Consider the following 22147-nt stretch of genomic DNA (forward strand, 5'->3'; position numbering starts at 1 on the left):
CTTGATTAGCCCATCACGTCTGTGTAAAGAAGGCGGGTTTCTCCGGGCAGGGGAAACCCGCCTTTCTGAATTCCATCCGCCATGGACGCATCATGTTTGCATTTATCATCCGCCGCGTTCTCCAGGCCATCCTGGTCATGTTCATCATCAGCTTCATCGGCTTCGCCCTGAAGCAGAACGTGGGCGACCCGGTCCGCGAGATCACCGGCATTTCAGTTTCCGCCGCCGAACGCGAGGCCATCCGCGAAAAACTGGGCCTGAACGACCCTTTTCCGGTGCAGTACGGCCGCTTTCTCAAGGGCGCGCTGCAGGGCGACATCGGCCAGTCCTTCTTCTACAAGAAACCGGCCATGGATGTCATTCTGAGCAAGGCCCCGGCCACCCTGGAACTGGTCATGGTCAGTTCCGTGTTCATCGTCATCCTGTCCATCCCCATGGGCATCTACTGCGCCATCTATCCCAGGCGCTTCCTTTCGCGCCTGATCATGGCCATGAGCAGCATCGGCGTGTCCGTGCCGATCTTTCTCATCGCCATTCTGCTCATCTACGTCTTCGCCATCGAACTGAACTGGCTGCCCTCCTACGGCCGGGGCCAGACCGTGAGCGTCTGGGGCTGGGAATCGGGCCTTCTGAGCCTGGACGGCCTGAAGCATCTGCTGCTGCCGTCCGTTTCCCTGACCGCACTCATGCTACCCCTTTTCGTGCGTCTCATCCGCTCGGAAATGATGGAGGTGCTCGAAACCGAGTACGTCAAATTCGCCTGGGCCAAGGGGCTGCCGCGCCTGCGCATCTGGTTCGTGCATGCCTTCAAGAACACACTGCTGCCCGTCATCACCGTGGGCGGCGTGCAGATCGGCACCATGATCGCCTTCACCATCCTGACGGAAACGGTCTTCCAGTGGGGCGGCCTGGGCTTTCTTTTCCTGGAGGCCGTGGAGCGCGCCGACACCTCCCTTCTGGTGGCCTATCTCATCTTCGTCGGCATCATCTTCGTGGTGGTGAACACGGTGGTCGACATCATCTACGGGCTGGTCAATCCCATGGTCCGCATCGCCGGCATGAAATAAGGACGTCCTGATGAACATCTGGCAGCGCTTCCGCTCCTCCTACTTTCTGTACAGCTTTCTGCGCGACCCCGTGGCCATGGGCAGCTTCGCCATCCTGACCGTTCTGACCCTGTCCGCCTTCGGCGCGCCGGTCATCGCCCCGCACAATCCTTACGACACCACCACCATCAACATCATGGACGCGGAACTGCCGCCCGTGTGGATGGACGGCGCGGAGTCCGCCTTCCCGCTGGGCACCGACGCCCAGGGCCGGGACATGCTCAGCACCATGCTCTACGGCATGCGCATTTCCCTGATCATCGGTGTCTGCGCCGTGGCCCTGCAGGCGGCCATCGGCGTGGTGCTGGGGCTCATTGCGGGCTACCGGGGCGGGAGGATCGACAATTTCCTGATGCGCCTGGCCGACGTGCAGCTCAGCTTCTCCACGCTGATGGTGGCCATTTTCCTGTCCGCCATTTTTCAGGCCATCTTCGGCGTGGCCGCCTTCGAGAACATGGCCGTGCCCTTTCTGGTGCTGGTCATCGGCATCGCCGAATGGCCGCAGTACGCGCGCACCGTGCGGGCCTCGGTGCTGGCCGAGAAAAAGAAGGAATATGTGGAAGCGGCCCGGGTCATCGGCCTGCCCTCGGGCCGGATCATGTGGCGGCACATCCTGCCCAACACCATGTCTCCCCTCATGGTGCTGTCCACGGTGCAGGTGGCCCACGCCATCATGAGCGAGGCCGCCCTGTCCTTTCTGGGTCTGGGCATGCCCATCACCAAACCGTCCCTGGGCTCCCTCATCAACTCCGGCTTCGAATACATCTTCAGCGGCGCGTGGTGGATCACCACTTTTCCGGGAGTCCTGCTGGTGGTCCTCATTCTGGTCATCAATCTGCTGGGCGACTGGGTGCAGGACGTTCTCAACCCCAAACTGTACAAGGGCTGAGCATGACGAAACTTCTGGATGTCCAGGACCTGGTGGTCAAATTCCGCCTGCGCTCGGGCGATCTCACGGCCTTGAACGGCATCAATTTCTCGCTGGAAGCGGGCGAGCGCATGGGGCTGGTGGGCGAGTCGGGCGCGGGCAAATCCGTGGCCGGATTCTCCATCATCAATCTCATCAGCAAGCCGGGCTACATCGCCTCGGGACGGGTGCTGTTCGAGGGCCAGGAGATCAGCAGCTACCCCCTGGAACAGATGCGCGGCATCCGCGGCAACCGCATCAGCATCATTTTTCAGGATCCCATGATGACCCTGAACCCGGTGCTGACCATCGGCACCCAGATGGTGGAAACCATCCGGGCCCACAACGGCAGGATAACGACGGCTCATGCCCGGGAAATCGCCCTGGAGAAGCTCCAGAAGGTGTACATCTCCTCTCCCGGCAAACGTCTGGACCAGTACCCGCACGAACTGTCGGGCGGCATGCGGCAGCGAGTGGTCATCGCCATCTCCCTTCTGACCAACCCCAGCCTGATCATCGCCGACGAGCCCACCACGGCTCTGGATGTGACCATCCAGGCCGAGGTCATGGCCCTGCTCCTTGAGCTGTGCAGAAACGAGAACATGGGGCTTATCCTCATCACCCACGATCTGGGCGTGGTCTCCCAGGTCACGGAGAAAATCGCGGTCATGTACGCCGGACGCATCGTGGAACAGGGCGCAACCGAAAGCATCGTAGCGCGGCCCATGCATCCGTACACCCAGGGGCTCATCAAGGCCCTGCCCCAGGGCGCGGGAGGACGGAAACGCCTGCACCAGATTCCGGGCATGATGCCCAACCTGACCAGCATTCCGGCGGGCTGCGCCTTTCATCCCCGCTGCGACCGGGCCATGGACATCTGCCGCCGGGAAACGCCGCCGCTGTACGCCCTGCCGCACTCGCCGGGTCTGGCGGCCTGCCACCTTCACGCCGGAGCGGGACAGGCATGACGACAGAAGCGCTGGTACGCATTGCAAACCTGGTCAAGCATTTCGACATTTCCGGGGGCATTCTGGACCGCATCGCCTTTTCCGGCGGCATGCCCTATCTCGCCACCACCACGGTCAAGGCCATCAACTCCGTGAGTCTGGACATCCACCCCGGCGAGATCCTCTCCGTGGTGGGTGAGTCCGGCTGCGGCAAATCCACCCTGGGACGCACGGTCCTCGGCCTGTACGCGCCCACCGGCGGAGAAATCTTCTTCCGGGGCCGGCGCATCGACAACCTGAGCCACGCGGACATGCTGCCCTACCGGCGCAAGATGCAGATGGTCTTCCAGGATCCCTACGCGTCGCTCAATCCGCGCATGACCGTGCGCCAGATTCTGCAGGAACCCGTGCGCTTCCATTTCCCGCAGCTTTCCGCCTCCGAAGTGCGGGACAAGGTGACCGAGGTCATGCGTCAGGTGGGCGTGGACCCGGCCTGGGCCGGTCGCTTCCCCCACGAATTTTCCGGCGGCCAGCGCCAGCGCATCAGCATCGCCCGGGCGCTGATGGTAGACCCGGAATTCATCGTGGCCGACGAGCCCATCTCGGCCCTGGATGTCTCCATCCAGGCCCAAATTCTGAACCTGATCATGGACTGTCAGGAGCGTTTCGGCCTGACCTACATGTTCATCACCCACGACCTGTCCGTGGTGGAACACATCAGCACGCGGGTGGCGGTCATGTACCTGGGCACCCTGTGCGAACTGGCGGCCAAGGACGACCTGTACCAGACCCCGCAACACCCCTATTCCCGCGCCCTGCTCTCGGCCATCCCAAAGCTTGGTTCCAAGGGTTTCGACCACATCCGTCTGAAGGGCGAAGTGCCCACACCCATCCATCTGCCCGAAGGCTGTGTCTTCCACCCGCGCTGTCCGTACATGGACGAGCGTTGCCGGCGCGAAGTCCCGCAGCTGCTGCCCTGCCCCAACGGCAGCCGGGCCGCCTGTCACGCCCTGGAGGAAGGACGGATCTAGCGGCGAACGCCGACCAGCCTTCCTTCGTACGGCAGCCCTCCGGCGCAGGTCCATCCCCGCAAAAAGCGGCTTACGTGTCCGGCCGGTACAGAACGGCTTGACGCCTAGGCTCAGTCCTCATTAATTGAGATAGAAAATGATGGAAGCCGCGAGGCATAGAGCTGAAAAGAAGGTATGTGCGCAGCGGGCATAACGCATGGCTATTCTGCGCCAGTCTTTGATCCTGCCAAACATGATCTCAATCTTATGCCGCTGTTTATACAGATTTTTATCGTAAGAGATGGGCCTCTTTCGGTTCTTTCCGGGAGGGATGCAGGGCGTAATGCCTCTGGCGAGCAGGGCATCACCGAACCAGTCGGCGTCGTAACCACGGTCCGCCAGAAGCTCCCTGGCCTCAGGCAAAGCATCTATGGCGTCCATAAGCAGGGCGGCTCCTTTGTAGTCGCTCGCCTGGCCTTCTGTGAGCGCCATGGCCAGGGGCCTGCCGTGACCGTCGCAAAGGGCATGGAGTTTTGAGTTCAGACCGCCCTTTGTGCGTCCGATGCAGCGGGAAAGAGCCCTTTTTTGAGCAAACTGGCGGCGGTTCGATGCGCCTTGAGGTGGGTTGCATCGATCATCACCTGGCCATCCTGTCCCGCTGTTTTTGCCAATTCGGTAAAAATATTGTTGAAGACGCCCATCCGGCTCCAGCGCAAAAAACGATGTACAGCGTTTTATACGGGCCATACTCGCGCGGCGCGTCTTTCCACTGCAGGCCATGTTTGATGACATAAATGATGCCGCTGATGACTTTCCGGCCATCGACCCGCGGAATACCATGTGAACGTGGAAAGAAGGGCTTGATACGTTCGAGCTGTTCGGCAGAAAGATAGAAAAGTTGGTTCATGGCGTCCTCCCTGAGCACAACTAACCAGCTTTCCTGATTTTTACAATTAATGAGGTCTGAGCCTAGGCTCAGGCCTCATTAATTGTAAAAGGGTCATGCCTAGGTTCAGTCCTCATTAATTGAGATAGAAAATGACGGAAGCCGCGAGGCACAGAGCTGAAAAGAAGGTATGCGCGCAGCGGTCATAACGCATGGCTATTCTGCGCCAGTCCTTGATCCTGCCAAACATGATCTCGATCTTGTGCCGCTGTTTATACAGATCTTTATCGTACGGGCAGGGTCTCTTCCGGCTCCTGCTGGGCGGGATGCAGGGCGTAATGCCTCTGGCGCACAGGGCGTCACGGAACCAGTCGGCGTCGTAACCACGGTCCGCCAGAAGCTCCCTGGCCTCAGGCAAAGCATCTATGGCGTCCACAAGCAGGGCGGCTCCTTTGTAGTCGCTCACCTGGCCTTCTGTGAGCGTCATGGCCAGAGGCCTGCCGTGGCCGTCGCAAAGGGCATGGAGTTTGGAGTTCAGACCGCCCTTTGTGCGTCCGATGCAGCGGGAAAGAGCCCCTTTTTGAGCAAACTGGCGGCGGTTCGATGCGCCTTGAGGTGGGTTGCATCGATCATCAATCGTCCATCTTTTCCCGCTGTTTTTGCCAATTCGGTAAAAATATTGTTGAAGACGCCCATCCGGCTCCAACGCAAAAAACGATTGTACAGCGTCTTGTACGGGCCATACTCGCGCGGCGCGTCTTTCCACTGCAGGCCATGTTTGATGACATAAATGATGCCGCTTATGACTTTCCGGTCATCGACCCGCGGAATACCATGTGAACGTGGAAAGAAGGGCTTGATACGCTCCAGTTGTTCGGCAGAAAGGTAGAAAAGTTGGCTCATGGCGTCCTCCCTGAGCACAACTAACCAACTTTTCTGATTTTTACAATTAATGAGGCCTGAGCCTAAGGACGGGGCTCGTCCCGGAAAAAGCGCAGCAGAAGCATGCCCGCCACAAAACCGCCGATGTGCGCCCACCAGGCCACGCCCGCGCCGCCGCCATCAGACAGCCCGGAGAACACCTGGGTCACAAACCACAGCAGAAGATAGAAAACCGCCGGGATTTCGAAGAAAAAGGGGATGATGAAGAGGGGCACCAGGGTCAGGACTCTGGCGTGCGGATAGAGAAAAAAATACGCTCCCATGACTCCGGCGATGGCTCCGGACGCGCCCACCACGGGGACCGTGGATTCCGGGCTGGTCACCACATGCATCAGCAGGGCGCACAGACCGCAAAGGATGTAGAAAAGCAGAAACCGAAGCGGCCCCATGACGTCTTCCACATTGTCCCCGAAAATCCACAGGGTCCACATGTTGGCCACAAGGTGCATCCAGCCTCCGTGCAGGAACATGTAGGTGCCGAAAGACAGCAGGCCGCCATCCGGATAACCGCGCCACTCGGCCCATTCGGGATGGATGAAACGCGCCGGAACCACTCCGTGCAGGTGGAAAAACAGGGCTTCCCCGGCCGGAGAAAGGCCAAGCGTGAACAGAAAAACGACAATGTTCAGGCCAACCAGGACCCAGACCATGACCGGCTTGCGCCGGGAAGGGATGTTATCGCGCAGGGGAAACATGGGTCAGCTCCGATTCATCCATTGTATCCGGATGTTCAAACAGGGCCGTCAGGCAGTCCATCCGCCGCCTTGCCCGGCCGCGGGATATATCTTCCGCCGCGCGGAGCAGGCTTTTCGTCCGCCGCCGCAGGTCTTCGAGGGAGCCGGAGTTGTCCAGAACGAGATGAGCCATGCGCAGTTTTTTCTCCTGCGGCCACTGCCAGGACTCCATCATCCCGATGCGCTCCGCGTCCCAGCCGCGCTCGTGCAGATGCGCGTGACGGGCCTCGTCCGGGCGGAAGACCGCCGCCGTCAGGTCCACGGATTCCGCCAGCCCCGCCTCGCACAGGAGCGGGATCTCGGCCAGACGCAAATCCGGGCCGGGCGCGGCCATGAAAGCGGCCAGACTTTCCCGCACCAGAGGATGGACAAGCCGCTCCACCTCGCGCCGCAGGCTGTCCGAGGCGCACATGGCCGCCAGAAGCGCGGCCTTGTCCACTCCGCCGTCCGGGTCCAGAAACCCGCCGCCCAGATGGTGGGCGATGATCGCGCTGCCCGCCCCACCCGGCGCGTAGGAATCCGCCACGGCCCTGTCGGCGCAGAAAACCGGCACGCCCAGTTCTGCGGCGAACCGGCCCACAGCTGATTTGCCTCCGCCCGCCGCGCCGGTCAGACCCACGCACGTTCTGTCCCGGCAGAGGCGTTCCAGCACGGCCATGAAATCCGCCGGCGGCGGGACGAAAAAGGATAGTTTCTCCCGGCTTTCGGGATGCGCCAGACGCAGCTGCCAGGCATGCAGCATCTGCCGGGGCGCGCGTCCGGCAACGGATTTTTCCGCATAGAGCCTGTCGCCCAGCAGCGGATGCCCGATATGGGCCATGTGCACACGGATTTGATGCGTCCGGCCGGTGAGGATGCGCACCCGCACAAGGGACGCGCTCCGGTCTGTGGCGGTCCAGAGCCGCCGGAAACGGGTTTCGGCGGGCCGCCCCCCCGCGGTCACGGCCATGCGGGTCTTGATGACCGGATGACGGCCCACGGGCGCGGAAACGATGCCCCCCGGAGCGGGCACGCCCGCCACCAGCGCCAGATATTCCTTGTACACGTCCCGGTCGCCGAACATGCGGGTCAGGGTCCGCCGCGAGGCGTCATGCAGCGCCAGAACGATCAGCCCGGACGTATCCTTGTCCAGACGGTGCACAATGCCCGGCCGCTCGCCCCCCTGATCCAGCAGGGCGGGAAAACGATGGGCGGCCAGATGAACCAGCGTGGTTTCCCTGACGGAAGGCGCGGGATGCACGGTCAGCCCGGCGGGTTTGTCGATGACGGCCAGACAGCCGTCAGCGTGCAGAACCGCGAGAGCCCCCTCGTCGGGCGTGATCGTCCCTTCCGGCTCTTCGGCCGAAAGCTCCAGTGTCTGGCCGGGAACCAGCCGCGTGCCCGGCTTGACGCACACCCGGCCGTCGATGGCGGCCCGCCCCTGACGAATCCAGTCCTGAATGCGCGCCCTGGGCACGCCCTCTTCGTCCAGACAGCCCTGCCAGAAGACGTCCAGCCGCCGGCCGCCGTCGGAGAAGTCCGCTTTTTCCGTCCATTCCCGCATGATGTATCCGCTGGCGGCGCGGCCTCCGGGGTGATCGGAGGGCATGATCCGCGCCGTGAATGTTTGAGGAAGCCGATATCCGGTCCGGCGGCCGGGCCGCCCGGAATTTTTCCGCGACATCCCGTCCGGGTCCCGGCTCAGGAAAGACGCGTCTTGAAATCCTCGTAGCCGAAGGAACGCACGACGCCGAGGAAATCGGCCGCCGGGTCGAAAACGGCGATGTCCGGCAGCCGGATGCCGTTGAAGGTGTTGGTCTTGACCATGGAATAGTGAGCCATGTCCGTGAAGACCAGCCGGTCCCCCACGGCCAGGGGCGCGTCGAAGGAATACTCTCCGGCCACGTCTCCGGCCAGGCAGGACAGACCGCCCAGACGGTACGTGTGCGCTTTCTCGCCGGGCAGGCCGGAACCGAAGATGTGCGGGCGGTACGGCATCTCCAGAACGTCGGGCATGTGCGCGGGCACGGAGGTGTCCAGAATGGCGAAAGGCATGTCCGCCTGGACGACATCCAGCACCGTGGTCACCAGATAGCCGGCGTCGAGGGCCACGGCCTCGCCCGGCTCCAGATAAACCTGCACGCCGTGGCGCCGCATGAAGCCGCTGACCACGCCGCAGAGCAGGTCCACGTCATAATCGGGCCGGGTGATGTGGTGCCCGCCGCCGAAGTTCACATACTTCATGCCCCTGATGAACGGGCCGAAGTTCTTTTCCACGGCGGCCACGGTGCGCTCCAGGCAGTCGGCGTTCTGCTCGCACAGATTGTGCCAGTGCAGGCCGGAGATGCCGCAGAGCCGGTCCGGCAGGAAATCGCGCCGCCGGATGCCCAGCCGCGAACCCGGCGCGCACGGGTCGTAAATGGGCACGGCCCCTTCGGAATGCTCGGGATTGATGCGCACGGCAAGCTGCATGGTCCGCCCGAGCCGGGCGCTCTCCGCCACCGCCAGATGCCGGAAGCGTTCAAGCTGACCAAGCGAGTTGAAGACCATGTGATCGGCCGTGGCGCACAGATCCCGCACGTCCTTTTCGGAATAGGCGGCCGCGAAGGCATGCACCTCCCGGCCGAACTCCTCACGGCCCAGCCGGGCCTCGTCGGGGGAGCTGGCGCACACGCCGTCAAGGGTCTCGCGCAGCACCGGAAAAAGACTCCACATGGCAAAGCCTTTCAGAGCCAGCAGGATGCGGCAGCCGGTGCGCCGCTTCACATCCGCCAGAATGCCGAGATTGCGGCGGATGAGGCCCGCATCCACCACGAAGGCGGGCGTGGACCGCACCCGGGCCGCATCAAAACGGCAGGCGATACGCCCATCCATCACAAATCCCGCACAACCCAGGGCAGGCCGTGCCGGTTCAGCTGCTCCATGAACGGATCCGGATCGAGCTCTTCCATGTTGAAGACGCCCTCTCCACGCCATTTCCCGGTCAGCATCATCATGGCCCCGATCATGGCCGGAACACCCGTGGTGTAGGAAATGGCCTGGGAACCAACCTCGCGGTACGCCTCTTCGTGGCTGCATATGTTGTAGATGTATTTCCTGACCGGCCGCCCGTCCTTCACACCCTTCATGACGCAGCCGATGCAGGTCCGGCCTCTGGTCAGCGGCCCGAGGGAACCGGGCTCCGGCAGCACGGCCCGCAGAAACTGCAGGGGCACGATCTTCTGGCCGTTGTAATCCACGGGCTCGATGGCGGTCATGCCCACATTTTCCAGCACCTTCAGGTGATTCAGATAATTCTGGGAAAAGGTCATCCAGAAGCGCGCCCGCTTCAGACCGCGGATGTTCCGCACCAGAGACTCCAGCTCCTCGTGGTACATGAGATAGCAGTCCCTGGGGCCGATACCTTCGGGAAAGTCGTAGCTCATGCGCCAGGAGAGCGGATCCGTCTCCACCCATTCGCCGCGTTCCCAGTACCGGCCGCGCTGGGTGATCTCGCGGATGTTGATTTCCGGATTGAAATTGGTGGCAAAGGGCTGCCCGTGATCGCCCGCGTTGCAGTCGATGATGTCCAGCTCGTGAATCTCATCGAACAGATGCTTCTGGGCGTAGGCGCAGAAGACATTGGTCACGCCCGGATCAAAGCCCGAGCCCAGAAGGGCCATGAGGCCCTTTTCGCGGAAGCGGTCCTGATAGGCCCACTGCCACTTGTATTCGAATCTGGCCTCGTCCGGCGGTTCGTAGTTGGCCGTGTCCAGATAATCCACGCCCGTTTCCAGGCAGGTGTCCATGATGGTCAGATCCTGGTACGGCAGGGCCACGTTGATGACGATTTTGGGGCCAAACCGGCGGATCAGGGCGGCGGTTTCAGCCGCATTGTCGGCATCGATGACGGCGGTTTCAATGGTCCGGCCGGTCTTTTCCCGCACCGACGCGGCAATGGTCTCGCATTTGGAGACGGTACGGCTGGCCAGAAGAATTTCCGAAAACACTTCCGGGACCATGGCGCACTTGTGGGCCACCACATGGCCGACGCCGCCCGCGCCGATAATCAGTACTTTGGACATGCTGCCACCTCGCAGATATTCGTGAGCAAAAAATGAAGGCTCTAGGCTCAGGCCTCATTAATTGTAAAAATCAGGAAAGTTGGTTAGTTGTGCTCAGGGAGGACGCCATGAGCCAACTTTTCTACCTTTCTGCCGAGCAACTGGAGCGTATCAAGCCTTTCTTTCCACTTTCACACGGTATTCCACGCGTCGATGACCTGAAAGTCATAAGCGGAATCATTTATGTCATCAAACATGGCCTGCAATGGAAAGATGCGCCGCGTGAGTATGGCCCGTATAAAACGCTGTACAATCGTTTTTTGCGCTGGAGCCGGATGGGCGTCTTCAACAATATTTTTACCGAATTGGCAAAAACAGCGGGACAGGATGGCCAGGTGATGAACGATGCAACCCACCTCAAGGCGCGATGGCCAGGTGATGAACGATGCAACCCACCTCAAGGCGCATCGAACCGCCGCCAGTTTGCTCAAAAAAGGGCTCTTTCCCGCTGCATCGGACGCACAAAGGGCGGTCTGAACTCCAAACTCCATGCCCTTTGCGACGGCCACGGCAGGCCCCTGGCCATGACGCTCACAGAAGGCCAGGTGAGCGACTACAAAGGAGCCGCCCTGCTTATGGACGCCATAGATGCTTTGCCTGAGGCCAAGGAGCTTCTGGCGGACCGTGGTTACGACGCCGACTGGTTCCGTGACGCCCTGTGCGCCAGAGGCATTACGCCCTGCATCCCGCCCAGAAGGAGCCGGAAGAGACCCTGCCCGTACGATAAAGATCTGTATAAACAGCGGCACAAGATCGAGATCATGTTTGGCAGGATCAAGGACTGGCGCAGAATTGTCATGCGTTATGACCGCTGCGCGCATACCTTCTTTTCAGCTCTGTGCCTCGCGGCTTCCGTCATTTTCTATCTCAATTAATGAGGCCTGAACCTAGGGTGTGTTTGCAAACTTTATAACCAGCGTGGTTTGGTGTAGCTTTTGGACATGTGTTATACCGATATTTCCGATGAAACCTGGCAACGGCTTGAGCCCGTTCTGCCGCTTGAGGGTTCGCCCAAAGGCGGCCGTCCGGCCAAAGATAAACGAACATTCATAAATGCAATCATCTGGCTGCTGCGCACCGGGGCTCCCTGGAGGGCCCTGCCGAAAGAGTATGGGTCATGGAATGCCGTGTATTCCCGCTTTCGGCGTTGGCAGATAAAAGGATCCTGGAAAGCAGTCTTTCTCGCTCTGGCGTCTGACCCCGATCTCGAAGCGGTAATGATTGACGGTACGTACATCCATGCCCACAAACATTCGGCTGGCGCAAAAGGGGGCAGCACAGACAAGCTCTGGGCCGCAGTCGCGGAGGTTTTACCTCCAAGCTGCATGCACAGGTAGACGCGCTCGGCAATCCTGTATCGTTTTTCCTTACAGGAGGTGAATGCGCGGATATCAGTGTTGCACCACAATTACTTGAAGGGGTTCGTGATTGCACTGTCATTGCCGATAAAGGGTATGACAGCGAGCCGTTAGTTCAACTTCTTGAAGCAAGAGGCTGTACCGTAGTTATTCCTCCACGCTCAAATCGTAAAACACCTCGTCGGTATGATCGGCATCTTTATAAGGAACGGCACCTTGTTGAATGCTTTTTCAGTAAAATCAAAGAGTACCGCAGAGTGGCAACACGTTATGAAAAGCTTGCCCAGACTTTTCTTTCTTTCGTTTACCTGGCAGCTTCAATGATTTGGATCAAATAGTTTGCAAACACACCCTAGTTTGTAAATATACCCTAAGTACTATCTATTATTATCTTCTTCGCATATTATCAATAGGTCTTTGAATGTATTTATTTATTAGGATTGAAAAGAGGATGGATAATATTATTACTGGGACGCAAAGTAGCTGTTTTTTATTTAGAATTTCCATATAGGAATTAAAAAAATAATAAAGAATCCATATTATGGATATATGTATAATATATATAGGATAAGAAAGTTCTCCTATTGCTCTATCTATTTTGCTATTTCTTGATGAATGGAATATGAATGGTATTGATATGGCTGTTATTATATAGTAAATAAATAATTTTTTAACCAATTCGAGGGGGATGAATTGGAATATTAAAATTGCTATAATTAAAAGTAATGTTATGATTGGAGATATATAATCCATAAATTTTTTTATTCTGATTTTATAATATATTCTATATGATATTGCTCCACATAAAAATAGTGATAATTCAAATGGAAAAAATCTGTAATTCCATGGATCTCTGTAGTATCCAATTTTTAAGGCATATATTCTAATTATAATACTTAATATTAATATAATGAAAAGAGTTGCTGTCTTTCTTTTCACAAGAAATGGAGCGAGAATATAGAATGTTAGTTCTACTCCAAGAGTCCATGCTTGTGGGATAATAAGGAGTTTATATAGAGGGATTGGTTCTTGAGAAAACCTTGTTGTGAAGTATAGAGAACCATTTTGTGGATCGACTGCTAAAAACATAACGATATCTTGTGTGTATATGCATATATTCGAGAGAGTAATGAATATTTTTGTAAAGATATCTGCAGAATTCCATATGTCTTGAAAATTTCCGCTTAAATAAATAATAGTGTTGGTATGGCTATAAAAAAATATATAGGGTATATTCTAAGAAACCTAGACTTATAAAATTTTTTTGTAGATATGTATTTTTCACTTAGTATCATAAACATATAAAACCCAGAAAACATATAAAAACATTGTACAGCAGCTATCCCGTTTATAATATTGTATCCTAAAAAAAGTGATGAATGTGCAATGACAACAGAAATAGAAAAAATAGTGCGTATTGTTCCAATTCCATATATATTTCCACATGCTTTAGATAGCAATATCATGCGATAATCTCTGTTATGTAATTAGGGTATATTTGCAAACTTTATAATCAGGCTTGGTTCGTGTAGTTTTTGGAGATGTGCTATACCGATATTTCCGATGAAACCTGGCAACGGCTTGAGCCCGTTCTGCCGCTCGAGGGTTCACCCAAAGGCGGCCGTCCGGCCAAAGATAAACGAACATTCATAAATCATAAATGCAATCATCTGGTTGCTGCGTACTGGGGCTCCCTGGAGGGCCCTGCCAAAAGAGTATGGGTCATGGAATGCCGTGTATTCCCGCTTTCGGCGTTGGCAGATGAAAGGATCTTGGAAAGCAGTTTTGCTCGCTCTGGCGTCTGACCCCGATCTCGAAGCGGTGATGATTGAATGATTTTTCCGACTTTGTATCGACTCAACCTGCTGTTTTAAAACATTTTTCCAGCCTATCAGACGATAGTCTGATGGTCTAGACCCAAGTGAATCCGAAGGGCCGCGGCGATCCGCGGAAAAGACTGAAGGCCTAATCCGCCGGATTCGGCCCGGCGGCGCGGCATTCGGCGTGACCGCAGTTGCGGGCCACGTTCAGATACGTGTATCCGCGCAGCCCGCGCTCGAAAGCGCGCATGATCATGAACCTCTCCTGAGGGCTTATTTTGCCCTCGCGCACACCCTGCTCCGCCACCTTACGGAAATTTTCCAGCACCTGCTTGGGCTCGAATTCCACATAGGAAAGCACGTCGGACACGCTGTCGCCCTCCAGTTCGCGGATGAGGTCGTAGGTGCCGTCCTCGTTGATGCGCACGCTGACCACGTTGGTATCGCCGAACAGGTTGTGCAGATCGCCCAGGGTCTCCTGATACGCCCCCACCAGAAAAGCGCCCAGATAGTAGGGCTCGCAGGGCCGCACCTCGTGCAGTTCCAGCACCCGCTTGACCCCGTGGATGTCGATGAAGGTATCGAGCTTGCCGTCACTGTCGCAGGTGATGTCGGCCAGAATGGCCTGCTCCGTGGGCGCTTCGTCCAGACGGTGCACGGGCATGACAGGGAAAAGATGCCCGATGGCCCAGGCGTCGGGCAGGGACTGGAACACACTCATGTTGCAGTAGTAAATGCTCGCCAGCGCCAGATCGACATCCTTCAGGGCCGAAGGCGGATTCTTCAGTTCCGGCGTCTTCTCCGCAATGCTGCGGATCACGGCCCAGAAAATGGTGTCGCTCAGGGCCCGCTGGCGCAGGGTGCACTGTCCCAGGCGGAAAAGCTGGCGGATCTGGTCCCGGTAATAGATGGCGTCGTTATAGCATTCCTGGAGATTCTTCAGGGACAGGCTGGTGTACACCTCCAGCAGATTGTGCACGGCCTCCGGGGCATCATCCTCCAGAGCGTCCGGCACGGGCCGGTTCTCCAGGCGGCTCACATCCATGACGTTGAAAAGCAGAACGGAATAATAGGCCACGGTGGCCCGGCCCGATTCCGTCAGAATGTGCGGATGGGGCAATTTGTGCTCGTCCACGGTGGCCATGACCGATTCCACGATGTCCGTGCAGTACTCTTCCAGCGTGTAGTTGCGGCTGCTCGCGTAGTTGGTGTGGGAGCCGTCATAGTCCACGGCCAGCCCCCCGCCCAGGTCCAGAAAGCCCATGGCGCAGCCTTCCTTGGCCAGCTCGGCGTACATGCGCGCGGCCTCGTGCACGGCGGTACGGATATCGCGGATGTTCGGGATCTGGGAGCCCAGATGAAAATGCAGAAGCTGCACGCAGTCCAGCATGGAGTGGCCGCGCATGGTGTCGATGACGTCCACCACTTCCGAAGAGGACAGGCCGAAAATGGACAGATCTCCGGCCGACTCGGCCCAGTGGCCCCCGGCCTGAGTAGAGACCTTGATGCGCACGCCGATGCGCGGCCGGATGTTCAGCACTCTGGAACGCTCCAGAATGAGCGGCAGTTCGCTTGGCATTTCCAGCACCAGAAAACACAAAAAACCCATCTTGCAGGCGTACAGGGCCAGATCGATGTAATCCTGGTCCTTGTAACCGTTGCAGATAAGGCACGCCTTGGGATTGTTCAGAAAGGACAGGGCCACGATGAGCTCGGCCTTGCTGCCCACCTCGAAACCGTGATTGAAGGGGCCGCCCACCTTGGCGATCTCCTCCAGCACCTGCTGCTGCTGATTGACCTTGATGGGGTATACGCCGCGAAATTCCGCCCCGTATCCTAGGTCGTCGATGGCTTTGGCAAAGGACTCATGAAGAAGGGAAATCTGGGCGTCGAGCAGGTTCTCGATGCGCAGAAGCACCGGCAGACCCAGACCGCGCTCTTCCAGGCCGCTGATGATGGACGGAATGGACACGCACACGCTTTTGTCCGCAAAGGGCGTGATGGCCAGTTCGCCGCCGGGCATGGCGCGGAAATAACCACCGCCCCAGTTGTCCACGCCGTACAGTTCGGCGGAACGGCCCACCGTCCACTTCTCAAGGCTCCGAGCGCGCATCACGATCCTCCCGAGGTCAAGATAGAGCCATTTCCTAAACAGGGCGCTGTCCAGCGTCAACTTTCCACAAGGACGGGTCGGACTTTGCTGTGTGCCCAAAGCCTCCTGTCCGGGCGCACTTTGGTTTTATTGACCGCGAGCCCTTTTTGGCATAGCCGACGGGATGCTTTCGGGAGCTCCGCAACATGGCCTGGGCATGGTATATGCGCCACACTTTTTTCACGGCGCGGCCTTCTCTCGCCGCTCCGGCCGTCCGCACCGCGTCTGCCGTTTTTTCACATCCGCGCGTTCCACGAAGCGATCTCTCCCAAAAAGAAAACAGCCCTTGAGGGCAAAAAGTTTCGATCCCCGGCCCGGCCGGATGCGTGATGGGGCGTTCCGGAAGCAGGTTCCGGACAGGCTCGGCGCAAGCCGAAGCCGTGTGAAGGGCGCAAGCCGCCCGCTAACATTCATTCTGGAGGAATTTTCGATGCAACGGCTTGGATTTCTGTGTCTGGTTCTGCTCATGGTCTGCGGCTTCGCCGGTACGTCCCTGGCCGCCGATGATACTGTCCGCATCGGCGTGTTTCTGCCCCTGACCGGCCAGAACGCCTTCGGCGGCCAGCTCGAACTGGAAGGCGTGCAGATGGCCCACAAGGAAAAAGGCGAAATTCTGGGCAAAAAGGTCGAACTCTTCGTGGTGGACAACAAGTCCGACAAGGTCGAGGCCGCCAACGCGGTCAAACGCCTGATCGAAAAGGAAAAAGTCCACGCCATCATCGGTTCCTACGGTTCCTCCCTGGCCATGGCCGGCGGTGAAATGGCCGAAAAGGCGGGCATCCCCCAGATGGGCACCAGCTGCACCAACCCGCTGGTCACCCAAGGCAAGAAATACGTCTTCCGCGTGTGCTTCATCGACCCGTTTCAGGGCGCCGGCGCGGCCACTTACGCCTTCCGTCATCTGGACATGAAAAAGGCGGCCCTGCTCATCGACGTGGCCAGCGACTACTCCGTGGGTCTGGCCAACTTCTTCAAGAAGTCCTTCACCAAGCTGGGCGGCGAAGTCGTGGCCGTTCTCAACTATCAGTCCGGCGATCAGGACTTCACCGCACAGCTTCAGCAGATCATGAGCAAGCAGCCCGACGTGCTGTTCATTCCTTCCTACTTCGCCGAGGGGGCCATCATCATGAAGCAGGCCAAGGAACTGGGCGCGACCTTCAAGATCATGGGCGGCGACGCCATGGACAATCCGGAGATCACCGCCATCGGCGGCAGCGCCGTGGAAGGCTTCATGCACACGACCTTCCCCTACGATCCTTCCATGCCGGAGATGAACCCCGTGGCCAAAGCCTTCACGGAGGAATGGAAGAAGGCCAATCCCAAGAAGGATCCCAACGTCAACGCCGCCCTGGGCTATGACTCCTACATGATCATCATGGACGCCATCACCCGCGCCGGTTCGGCCGAACCCCAGGCCATCACCGACGCCCTGGCCGCCACCAAGGACTTTGTGGGCGCGACCGGCACCACCACCATCAACAAGACCCACGACGCCGAAAAGCCCGTCGGTCTGGTGGTCATAAAGGACGGCAAAAAGACCTACGTGGACAGCATCACTCCGGAAATCTAAAAAATATGCGAAGAGGCACCTGTCAAAAAAGTAGGAGCCTCTTCGCATACAATAATATGCTAAGGGGAGTAAGACGAGTTATAAATAGGCTGATAACAAAAATTGAATAGATTATTTTGGAAAATATGTCTTGATGTTGATTAATATTAATGAAAATATCAAAATTTTAGGTAATTTTAGTTATGAATCTATTTAGAATACACATAAGACCACATGGCGGAAATGCTGATATGGGCTTAACATTTAAATATTGCTTAGAAAAAGGGATACTTGGTATCGGATGGAGAACAGATTCTAATAATTGTACAAAAGATTGGGATGAATATTACCGTGAAGCATCAGAAAAATATGGATACGATCCTACAATATGCAAATATATATACGAAAATGTCCGTCGTAAAGATCTTGTATGGACACGTGATCCTTTTGGAGAATACTATCTAGCATCTGTGATATCAGGATGGGAATACTGGGTAACAGACGAGTCCAAAGAAAAGGATATTGATATCGCAAATATTTTTCGTTGCAAAATACAGAAAGTAAACATTGATGCGGTCCCAGGAAAAATAATTGCTTGCTTCAGAGCATCTCGATCAATCTAGAAAATTAATGATACTTCTGCAATAGAATATTCTAAATATATTTGGAATACTTTAAGTTGCGAAAATTCATATGAATATGATAAGAATAAATGTTCTGATATATTTATGTTATTAAATGATGAGGAAATAGAAGACCTAATATTTTTGTATCTACAAAATGAAGGATGGTTTGTAGTTCCACATTCCAGAAAAAAAGATACAATGGCATTTGAGTATTTATGCGTAAATAGAAAAAATGAAGTTGCAGCAGTTCAAGTTAAGACTGGATATACAAATATAGAAATAGATGATTATATAAAATATAATCATAAGATATTTTTATTTCAACAAAATAGTGTTTATTCTGGAATTGGATCTGATAATGTTGAAATAATTCCAAAACAAAAGCTGAAGGATTTCTTACAAAATACAAAATGGCTGCCACAATCGTTCAGAAATAAAGTTGATCTCGTAAATAAAATAAATAATCTATCTTCTATATAAACAGTACTATACCATACCATAACATGCTTCTAGCTATTTTTATTGAATGCAGAATTGTAAAATGTTTGTGTAGAAGATCAAGGAAACCTTAATGTTTGAAATCGAGTCAGCCATCCTTATCCAGCATATTCTGAACAGCCTGACCCTGGGCAGTCTGTACGCCCTCATCGCCATCGGCTACACCATGGTGTACGGCATCCTGCGGCTCATCAATTTCGCGCACAGCGAAATTTTCATGCTCGGCGCCTACTTCGTGTTCTGGGGCGTCACCCTCTTCCACCTGCCCTGGCCTCTGGCTCTGGCGGCTTCCATCATCCTCGTGGCCGGCATCGGCATCATGGTGGACCGCGTGGCATACCGTCCGCTGCGCGACGCGCCCCGCATCTCCGCGCTGATCAGCGCCATCGGCGTATCTTTTTTCCTGCAGAACGTGGCCATCGTCTTTTTCCAGGCCATCCCCCGCGAGGTGTACCGGCCCGAATGGCTGGCCAATCCCATCCTGGTGAACAACGTGCGCGTGCTGCCCCTGACGCTCATGGTTCCGGCCCTGTCCCTGCTGCTCATGCTCGGCCTGGTCTATGTCGTATACCACACCAAGGCGGGCCTGGGCATGCGCGCCATCAGCAAGGACATCGAGACCAGCAGCCTCATGGGCGTGCCCGTGAACAAGGTCATCGCCCTGACCTTCGGCATCGGCTCGGCCCTGGCCGCCGCCAGCGGCATCATGTGGGCCCTCAGGTACCCGCAAATCCAGCCCGTCATGGGCGCCATCCCCGGATTCAAGGCCTTCATCGCGGCCGTATTCGGCGGCATCGGCTCCATTCAGGGCGCGGTCATCGGCGGCATGCTTCTGGGTTTCATCGAAATCATGACCGTGGCTTTTTTTCCCGACCTGGCGGGATACCGCGACGCCTTCGCCTTCATCCTGCTCATCGCCATCCTGCTGGTGAAACCCACGGGGCTTCTGGGCGTCAAGACGGAGGATAAAGTCTGATGAACGCGAAAATATCCGCCGTGTTGAATTTCGCCCTGATCGCCTGTCTGGGCATGTTTCTGTGGTGGGCCGAGGAAGCCTTGGACGGCTACAAGATTCAGATCATGAATCTCATCGCCGTAAACATCATTCTGGCCCTGTCCCTGAACCTTATTTACGGCTTCACGGGCATGTTCAGCCTGGGGCACGCGGGCTTCATGGCCATCGGCGCATACGCCTGCGCCATCCTGATCATGACCCCGGACCAGAAAGAAATGCTCTTCATTCTGGAGGAGGCCTACCCCTGGGTGCTGAACTCCCACGCGCCTTTTCTCGTGGCCGTGCTGGCTGGCGGCGCGGCGGCCGGCCTGGCCGGATTCATCATCGGCTTTCCGCTTCTGCGGCTGGGCGACGACTACCTGGGCATCGCCACGCTGGGCTTTGCCGAAATCATCCGCGTGGTGGCCAACAACATCCCGCGCGTGACCAACGGAGCTCTGGGCTTCAAGGGCATCCCGGACCACGCCGACCTGTGGTGGAACTACGGCTGGTGCCTGCTGACCCTCTATTTCGTGATCCGCATCCTGAACAGCAATACCGGCAACGTGTTCAAGGCCATCCGCGACGACGAGATCGCGGCCAAGGCCATGGGCGTCAACGTTTTCCGCATGAAGCTTCTGTCCTTCACCATCGGGGCCTTTTTCGCCGGAGTGGGCGGCGGCCTCCTGGCCAGCCTGCTGACGACCATCGATCCGAAGATGTTTCTGTTCACCCTGACCTTCAACGTGCTCATGATCGTGGTCACGGGCGGGCTGGGTTCCATCACGGGCTCCATCGTGGCCGGAGTGGGCGTCACGGCGCTGCTGGAATGGCTCAGGTTCGTCGAAAATCCGCTGACCATCGGCAGCTGGACCATGGACGGCATTCCGGGCATGCGCATGGTGGTCTTCTCCCTGGTGCTCATTCTGGTCATTCTGTTCCGCCGCGAAGGCATCATGGGCATGCGTGAAATCACCTGGACCACGGTGGCCAGATTCATGAAGCGAGGCAAGGCATGAGTACGATTCTGACCGCCACCGGCCTGACCATGCGCTTCGGCGGCCTGACCGCCGTGACGGAGTTCGACGCGGACATCCCCCAGGGCAGTATTACCGGGCTCATCGGCCCCAACGGTGCGGGCAAGACCACCTGCTTCAACATGATCACCGGATTCTACCGGCCCACCGCAGGCCGCGTGATCTTTGAAGGCCGCGATCTGACCGGCAGACCGGCCCATGAAGTCTGCCAGGCCGGCATCGCCCGGACTTTTCAGAACATCCGCCTGTTCACTCACGAAACGGCTCTGGAAAACGTCATGATCGGCGGATTCGTGCGCCAGAAGACGGGCTGGATCCAGTCCGTGCTCATGACCCCGGCTTCCCTGCGCGAGGAACGGCGGCTGCGCGCTCAGGCTCTGGAACTGCTGGATGTGGTGGGACTTTCCGATGTCGCCGGGGAAAAGGCGGGCAGTCTGCCCTACGGAGCCCAGAGGCGGCTGGAAATTGCCCGGGCACTGGCCACGAAACCGCATTTTCTGCTTCTGGATGAACCGGCGGCGGGTATGAATCCCCAGGAATCTCTGGAGCTCATGGATTTCATCCGGACCATCCGCGACCGCTTCGATCTGACCATCCTGCTCATCGAACACGATATGAAGGTGGTCATGGGCGTGTGCGAACACCTGTGGGTGCTGGATTACGGCATGACCATCGCCGAGGGCGGGCCGGAATCCATCCAGTCCAATCCCAAGGTCATTGAAGCCTATCTGGGCGAGGAGTACACGCGGTATGCTTGAGGTCCAAAATCTCCATGTCTACTACGGCGGCATCCACGCCCTGAAAGGCGTTTCCCTGGAGGCTCCCCAGGGAAAAATCATAACTCTCATCGGCGCCAACGGCGCGGGCAAGAGCAGCACGCTCCGGGCCATCGCCGGACTCATCAAAAACAAGAAAGGGTCCATCTCCTACAAGGGACAGGACATCACTGCCAAAGACCCTGTGGATATCGTCAAGGCGGGCATTGTCATGTCGCCGGAGGGGCGGCGCATCTTTCCGCACCTGAGCGTGACCGAAAACCTGTATCTTGGCGCGTACAGCCGCTCCGACCGGGAGGGCATCGAGCGGGACAAGGAGTGGGTATTCGAGCTTTTCCCCCGGCTGCGGGAGCGGCAGAATCAGAAGGGCGGCACCCTGTCCGGAGGCGAGCAGCAGATGCTGGCCGTGGGGCGGGCACTGATGAGTTCGCCGGAGGTGGTCATGCTCGATGAACCGAGTCTGGGACTGGCCCCGCTGCTGGTCAACGACGTGTTCAAGATCATCCGGCTCATCAATGAAGAGCAGGGCAAGACCGTGCTGTTGGTGGAACAGAACGCCTTTGCCGCCCTCAAGGTGGCACATTACGCCTATGTGCTGGAAACGGGCTCCATCGTGCTCCAGGGCGCGGGCGAGGAGCTTTTGAACGACGAACGCGTGATCAAGGCTTATCTGGGCGGTTGACGGCGGGAAAAATCTGTTCCGGCGCGGCTCCAAATGGAGCC

At 57.1% G+C, this 22147-nt stretch carries 23 protein-coding genes and 1 pseudogene; 14 read left to right on the forward strand and 10 right to left on the reverse strand.

Annotation, left to right across the window (positions count from 1 at the left end):
* Positions 1-92: 92 nt before the first annotated feature.
* The 4 genes from AXF15_RS11970 to AXF15_RS11985 are packed head-to-tail and all read left to right on the forward strand — an operon-like array spanning position 93 to position 3991.
* Complete coding sequence (locus AXF15_RS11970) at positions 93-1067, forward strand: ABC transporter permease (protein WP_066607860.1); 975 nt, start codon at positions 93-95, stop codon at positions 1065-1067.
* Positions 1068-1077: 10 nt separating this feature from the next.
* Positions 1078-1995, forward strand: coding sequence for an ABC transporter permease (locus AXF15_RS11975; protein ID WP_066607863.1), 918 nt, complete (start codon positions 1078-1080; stop codon positions 1993-1995).
* 2 nt (positions 1996-1997) lie between these two features.
* A complete protein-coding gene (locus AXF15_RS11980; RefSeq protein WP_066607867.1) occupies positions 1998-2981 on the forward strand; it encodes an ABC transporter ATP-binding protein in 984 nt (327 codons plus the stop codon).
* Positions 2978-3991: an ABC transporter ATP-binding protein gene (locus tag AXF15_RS11985; protein ID WP_066607870.1), complete on the forward strand. Its 1014-nt coding sequence runs from the start codon at positions 2978-2980 to the stop codon at positions 3989-3991. The genes AXF15_RS11980 and AXF15_RS11985 overlap by 4 nt, the downstream gene beginning before the upstream one ends.
* A gap of 120 nt (positions 3992-4111) precedes the next feature.
* Here the strand turns inward: AXF15_RS11985 and AXF15_RS14395 are convergent.
* From AXF15_RS14395 to AXF15_RS12025, 7 genes and pseudogenes are all read right to left on the reverse strand, one after another.
* Positions 4112-4877: pseudogene (locus AXF15_RS14395) on the reverse strand (IS5 family transposase).
* Positions 4878-4992: 115 nt separating this feature from the next.
* Positions 4993-5493 carry an IS5 family transposase gene (locus tag AXF15_RS13735; RefSeq protein WP_236884853.1) on the reverse strand — a complete coding sequence of 167 codons (501 nt, stop codon included), beginning with the start codon at positions 5491-5493 and terminating at the stop codon, positions 4993-4995.
* Complete coding sequence (locus AXF15_RS14625) at positions 5391-5759, reverse strand: IS5 family transposase (protein WP_066607876.1); 369 nt, start codon at positions 5757-5759, stop codon at positions 5391-5393. Before AXF15_RS14625 ends, AXF15_RS13735 begins: the two co-directional genes overlap by 103 nt.
* A gap of 62 nt (positions 5760-5821) precedes the next feature.
* Positions 5822-6493: a rhomboid family intramembrane serine protease gene (locus AXF15_RS12010; RefSeq protein ID WP_066607878.1), complete on the reverse strand. Its 672-nt coding sequence runs from the start codon at positions 6491-6493 to the stop codon at positions 5822-5824.
* A complete protein-coding gene (gene coaE / locus AXF15_RS12015; RefSeq protein ID WP_169793664.1) occupies positions 6474-8120 on the reverse strand; it encodes a dephospho-CoA kinase in 1647 nt (548 codons plus the stop codon). Before coaE ends, AXF15_RS12010 begins: the two co-directional genes overlap by 20 nt.
* A gap of 92 nt (positions 8121-8212) precedes the next feature.
* Positions 8213-9385 (reverse strand): carboxynorspermidine decarboxylase, encoded by a 1173-nt coding sequence (gene nspC / locus AXF15_RS12020; RefSeq protein ID WP_066607884.1) that lies wholly within the window; start codon positions 9383-9385, stop codon positions 8213-8215.
* On the reverse strand, positions 9385-10575 hold the full coding sequence (locus tag AXF15_RS12025; protein WP_066607892.1) for a saccharopine dehydrogenase family protein: 1191 nt from the start codon (positions 10573-10575) through the stop codon (positions 9385-9387). Before AXF15_RS12025 ends, nspC begins: the two co-directional genes overlap by 1 nt.
* 107 nt (positions 10576-10682) lie before the next feature.
* Here AXF15_RS12025 and AXF15_RS13740 point away from each other — a divergent pair, with 107 nt between their 5' ends.
* On the forward strand, positions 10683-11489 hold the full coding sequence (locus AXF15_RS13740) for an IS5 family transposase (protein WP_083518112.1): 807 nt from the start codon (positions 10683-10685) through the stop codon (positions 11487-11489).
* Between the two features lie 66 nt (positions 11490-11555).
* Positions 11556-12310 (forward strand): IS5 family transposase gene (locus AXF15_RS13745; protein ID WP_236884749.1). Its coding sequence is split into 2 segments (ribosomal slippage): positions 11556-11889 and positions 11889-12310, totalling 756 coding nucleotides; the frame shifts between segments, so codons are not numbered across the junction.
* A 49-nt stretch (positions 12311-12359) separates the two neighbouring features.
* On the opposite strand, the gene AXF15_RS13750 is transcribed toward AXF15_RS13745, so the two are convergent.
* Entirely contained in the window at positions 12360-13205 is an 846-nt protein-coding gene (locus AXF15_RS13750) for an acyltransferase family protein (protein WP_083518030.1), read from the reverse strand.
* The gene (locus AXF15_RS14870) at positions 13157-13438 is read right to left on the reverse strand and encodes an acyltransferase family protein (RefSeq protein WP_417926391.1); all 282 of its coding nucleotides are present in this window, start codon (positions 13436-13438) and stop codon (positions 13157-13159) included. Before AXF15_RS14870 ends, AXF15_RS13750 begins: the two co-directional genes overlap by 49 nt.
* 199 nt (positions 13439-13637) lie before the next feature.
* Between AXF15_RS14870 and AXF15_RS14875 the strand changes: the two genes are divergently transcribed.
* A complete protein-coding gene (locus AXF15_RS14875; RefSeq protein ID WP_417926403.1) occupies positions 13638-13808 on the forward strand; it encodes a transposase in 171 nt (56 codons plus the stop codon).
* A 129-nt stretch (positions 13809-13937) separates the two neighbouring features.
* Here the strand turns inward: AXF15_RS14875 and speA are convergent, their stop codons facing one another.
* Positions 13938-15905 carry a biosynthetic arginine decarboxylase gene (speA, locus tag AXF15_RS12040; protein WP_066607897.1) on the reverse strand — a complete coding sequence of 656 codons (1968 nt, stop codon included), beginning with the start codon at positions 15903-15905 and terminating at the stop codon, positions 13938-13940.
* Positions 15906-16374: 469 nt separating this feature from the next.
* On the opposite strand from speA, the gene AXF15_RS12045 reads away from it, so the two are divergent.
* From AXF15_RS12045 to AXF15_RS12065, 7 genes are all read left to right on the forward strand, one after another.
* The gene (locus AXF15_RS12045) at positions 16375-17514 is read left to right on the forward strand and encodes an ABC transporter substrate-binding protein (RefSeq protein ID WP_066607899.1); all 1140 of its coding nucleotides are present in this window, start codon (positions 16375-16377) and stop codon (positions 17512-17514) included.
* A gap of 182 nt (positions 17515-17696) precedes the next feature.
* The gene (locus tag AXF15_RS14135) at positions 17697-18116 is read left to right on the forward strand and encodes a hypothetical protein (RefSeq protein ID WP_151192381.1); all 420 of its coding nucleotides are present in this window, start codon (positions 17697-17699) and stop codon (positions 18114-18116) included.
* A 105-nt stretch (positions 18117-18221) separates the two neighbouring features.
* Positions 18222-18599 (forward strand): hypothetical protein, encoded by a 378-nt coding sequence (locus tag AXF15_RS14140; RefSeq protein ID WP_151192382.1) that lies wholly within the window; start codon positions 18222-18224, stop codon positions 18597-18599.
* A gap of 91 nt (positions 18600-18690) precedes the next feature.
* Positions 18691-19593 (forward strand): branched-chain amino acid ABC transporter permease, encoded by a 903-nt coding sequence (locus AXF15_RS12050; RefSeq protein ID WP_066607901.1) that lies wholly within the window; start codon positions 18691-18693, stop codon positions 19591-19593.
* A complete protein-coding gene (locus AXF15_RS12055; protein ID WP_066607904.1) occupies positions 19593-20630 on the forward strand; it encodes a branched-chain amino acid ABC transporter permease in 1038 nt (345 codons plus the stop codon). Before AXF15_RS12050 ends, AXF15_RS12055 begins: the two co-directional genes overlap by 1 nt.
* On the forward strand, positions 20627-21406 hold the full coding sequence (locus tag AXF15_RS12060; RefSeq protein ID WP_066607907.1) for an ABC transporter ATP-binding protein: 780 nt from the start codon (positions 20627-20629) through the stop codon (positions 21404-21406). The genes AXF15_RS12055 and AXF15_RS12060 overlap by 4 nt, the downstream gene beginning before the upstream one ends.
* Entirely contained in the window at positions 21399-22106 is a 708-nt protein-coding gene (locus AXF15_RS12065; RefSeq protein WP_066607910.1) for an ABC transporter ATP-binding protein, read from the forward strand. Before AXF15_RS12060 ends, AXF15_RS12065 begins: the two co-directional genes overlap by 8 nt.
* The last annotated feature ends 41 nt before the right edge of the window (positions 22107-22147 follow it).

The organism is Desulfomicrobium orale DSM 12838 (assembly GCF_001553625.1).
In the GTDB taxonomy this organism is placed as follows: Bacteria; Desulfobacterota; Desulfovibrionia; order Desulfovibrionales; family Desulfomicrobiaceae; genus Desulfomicrobium; species Desulfomicrobium orale.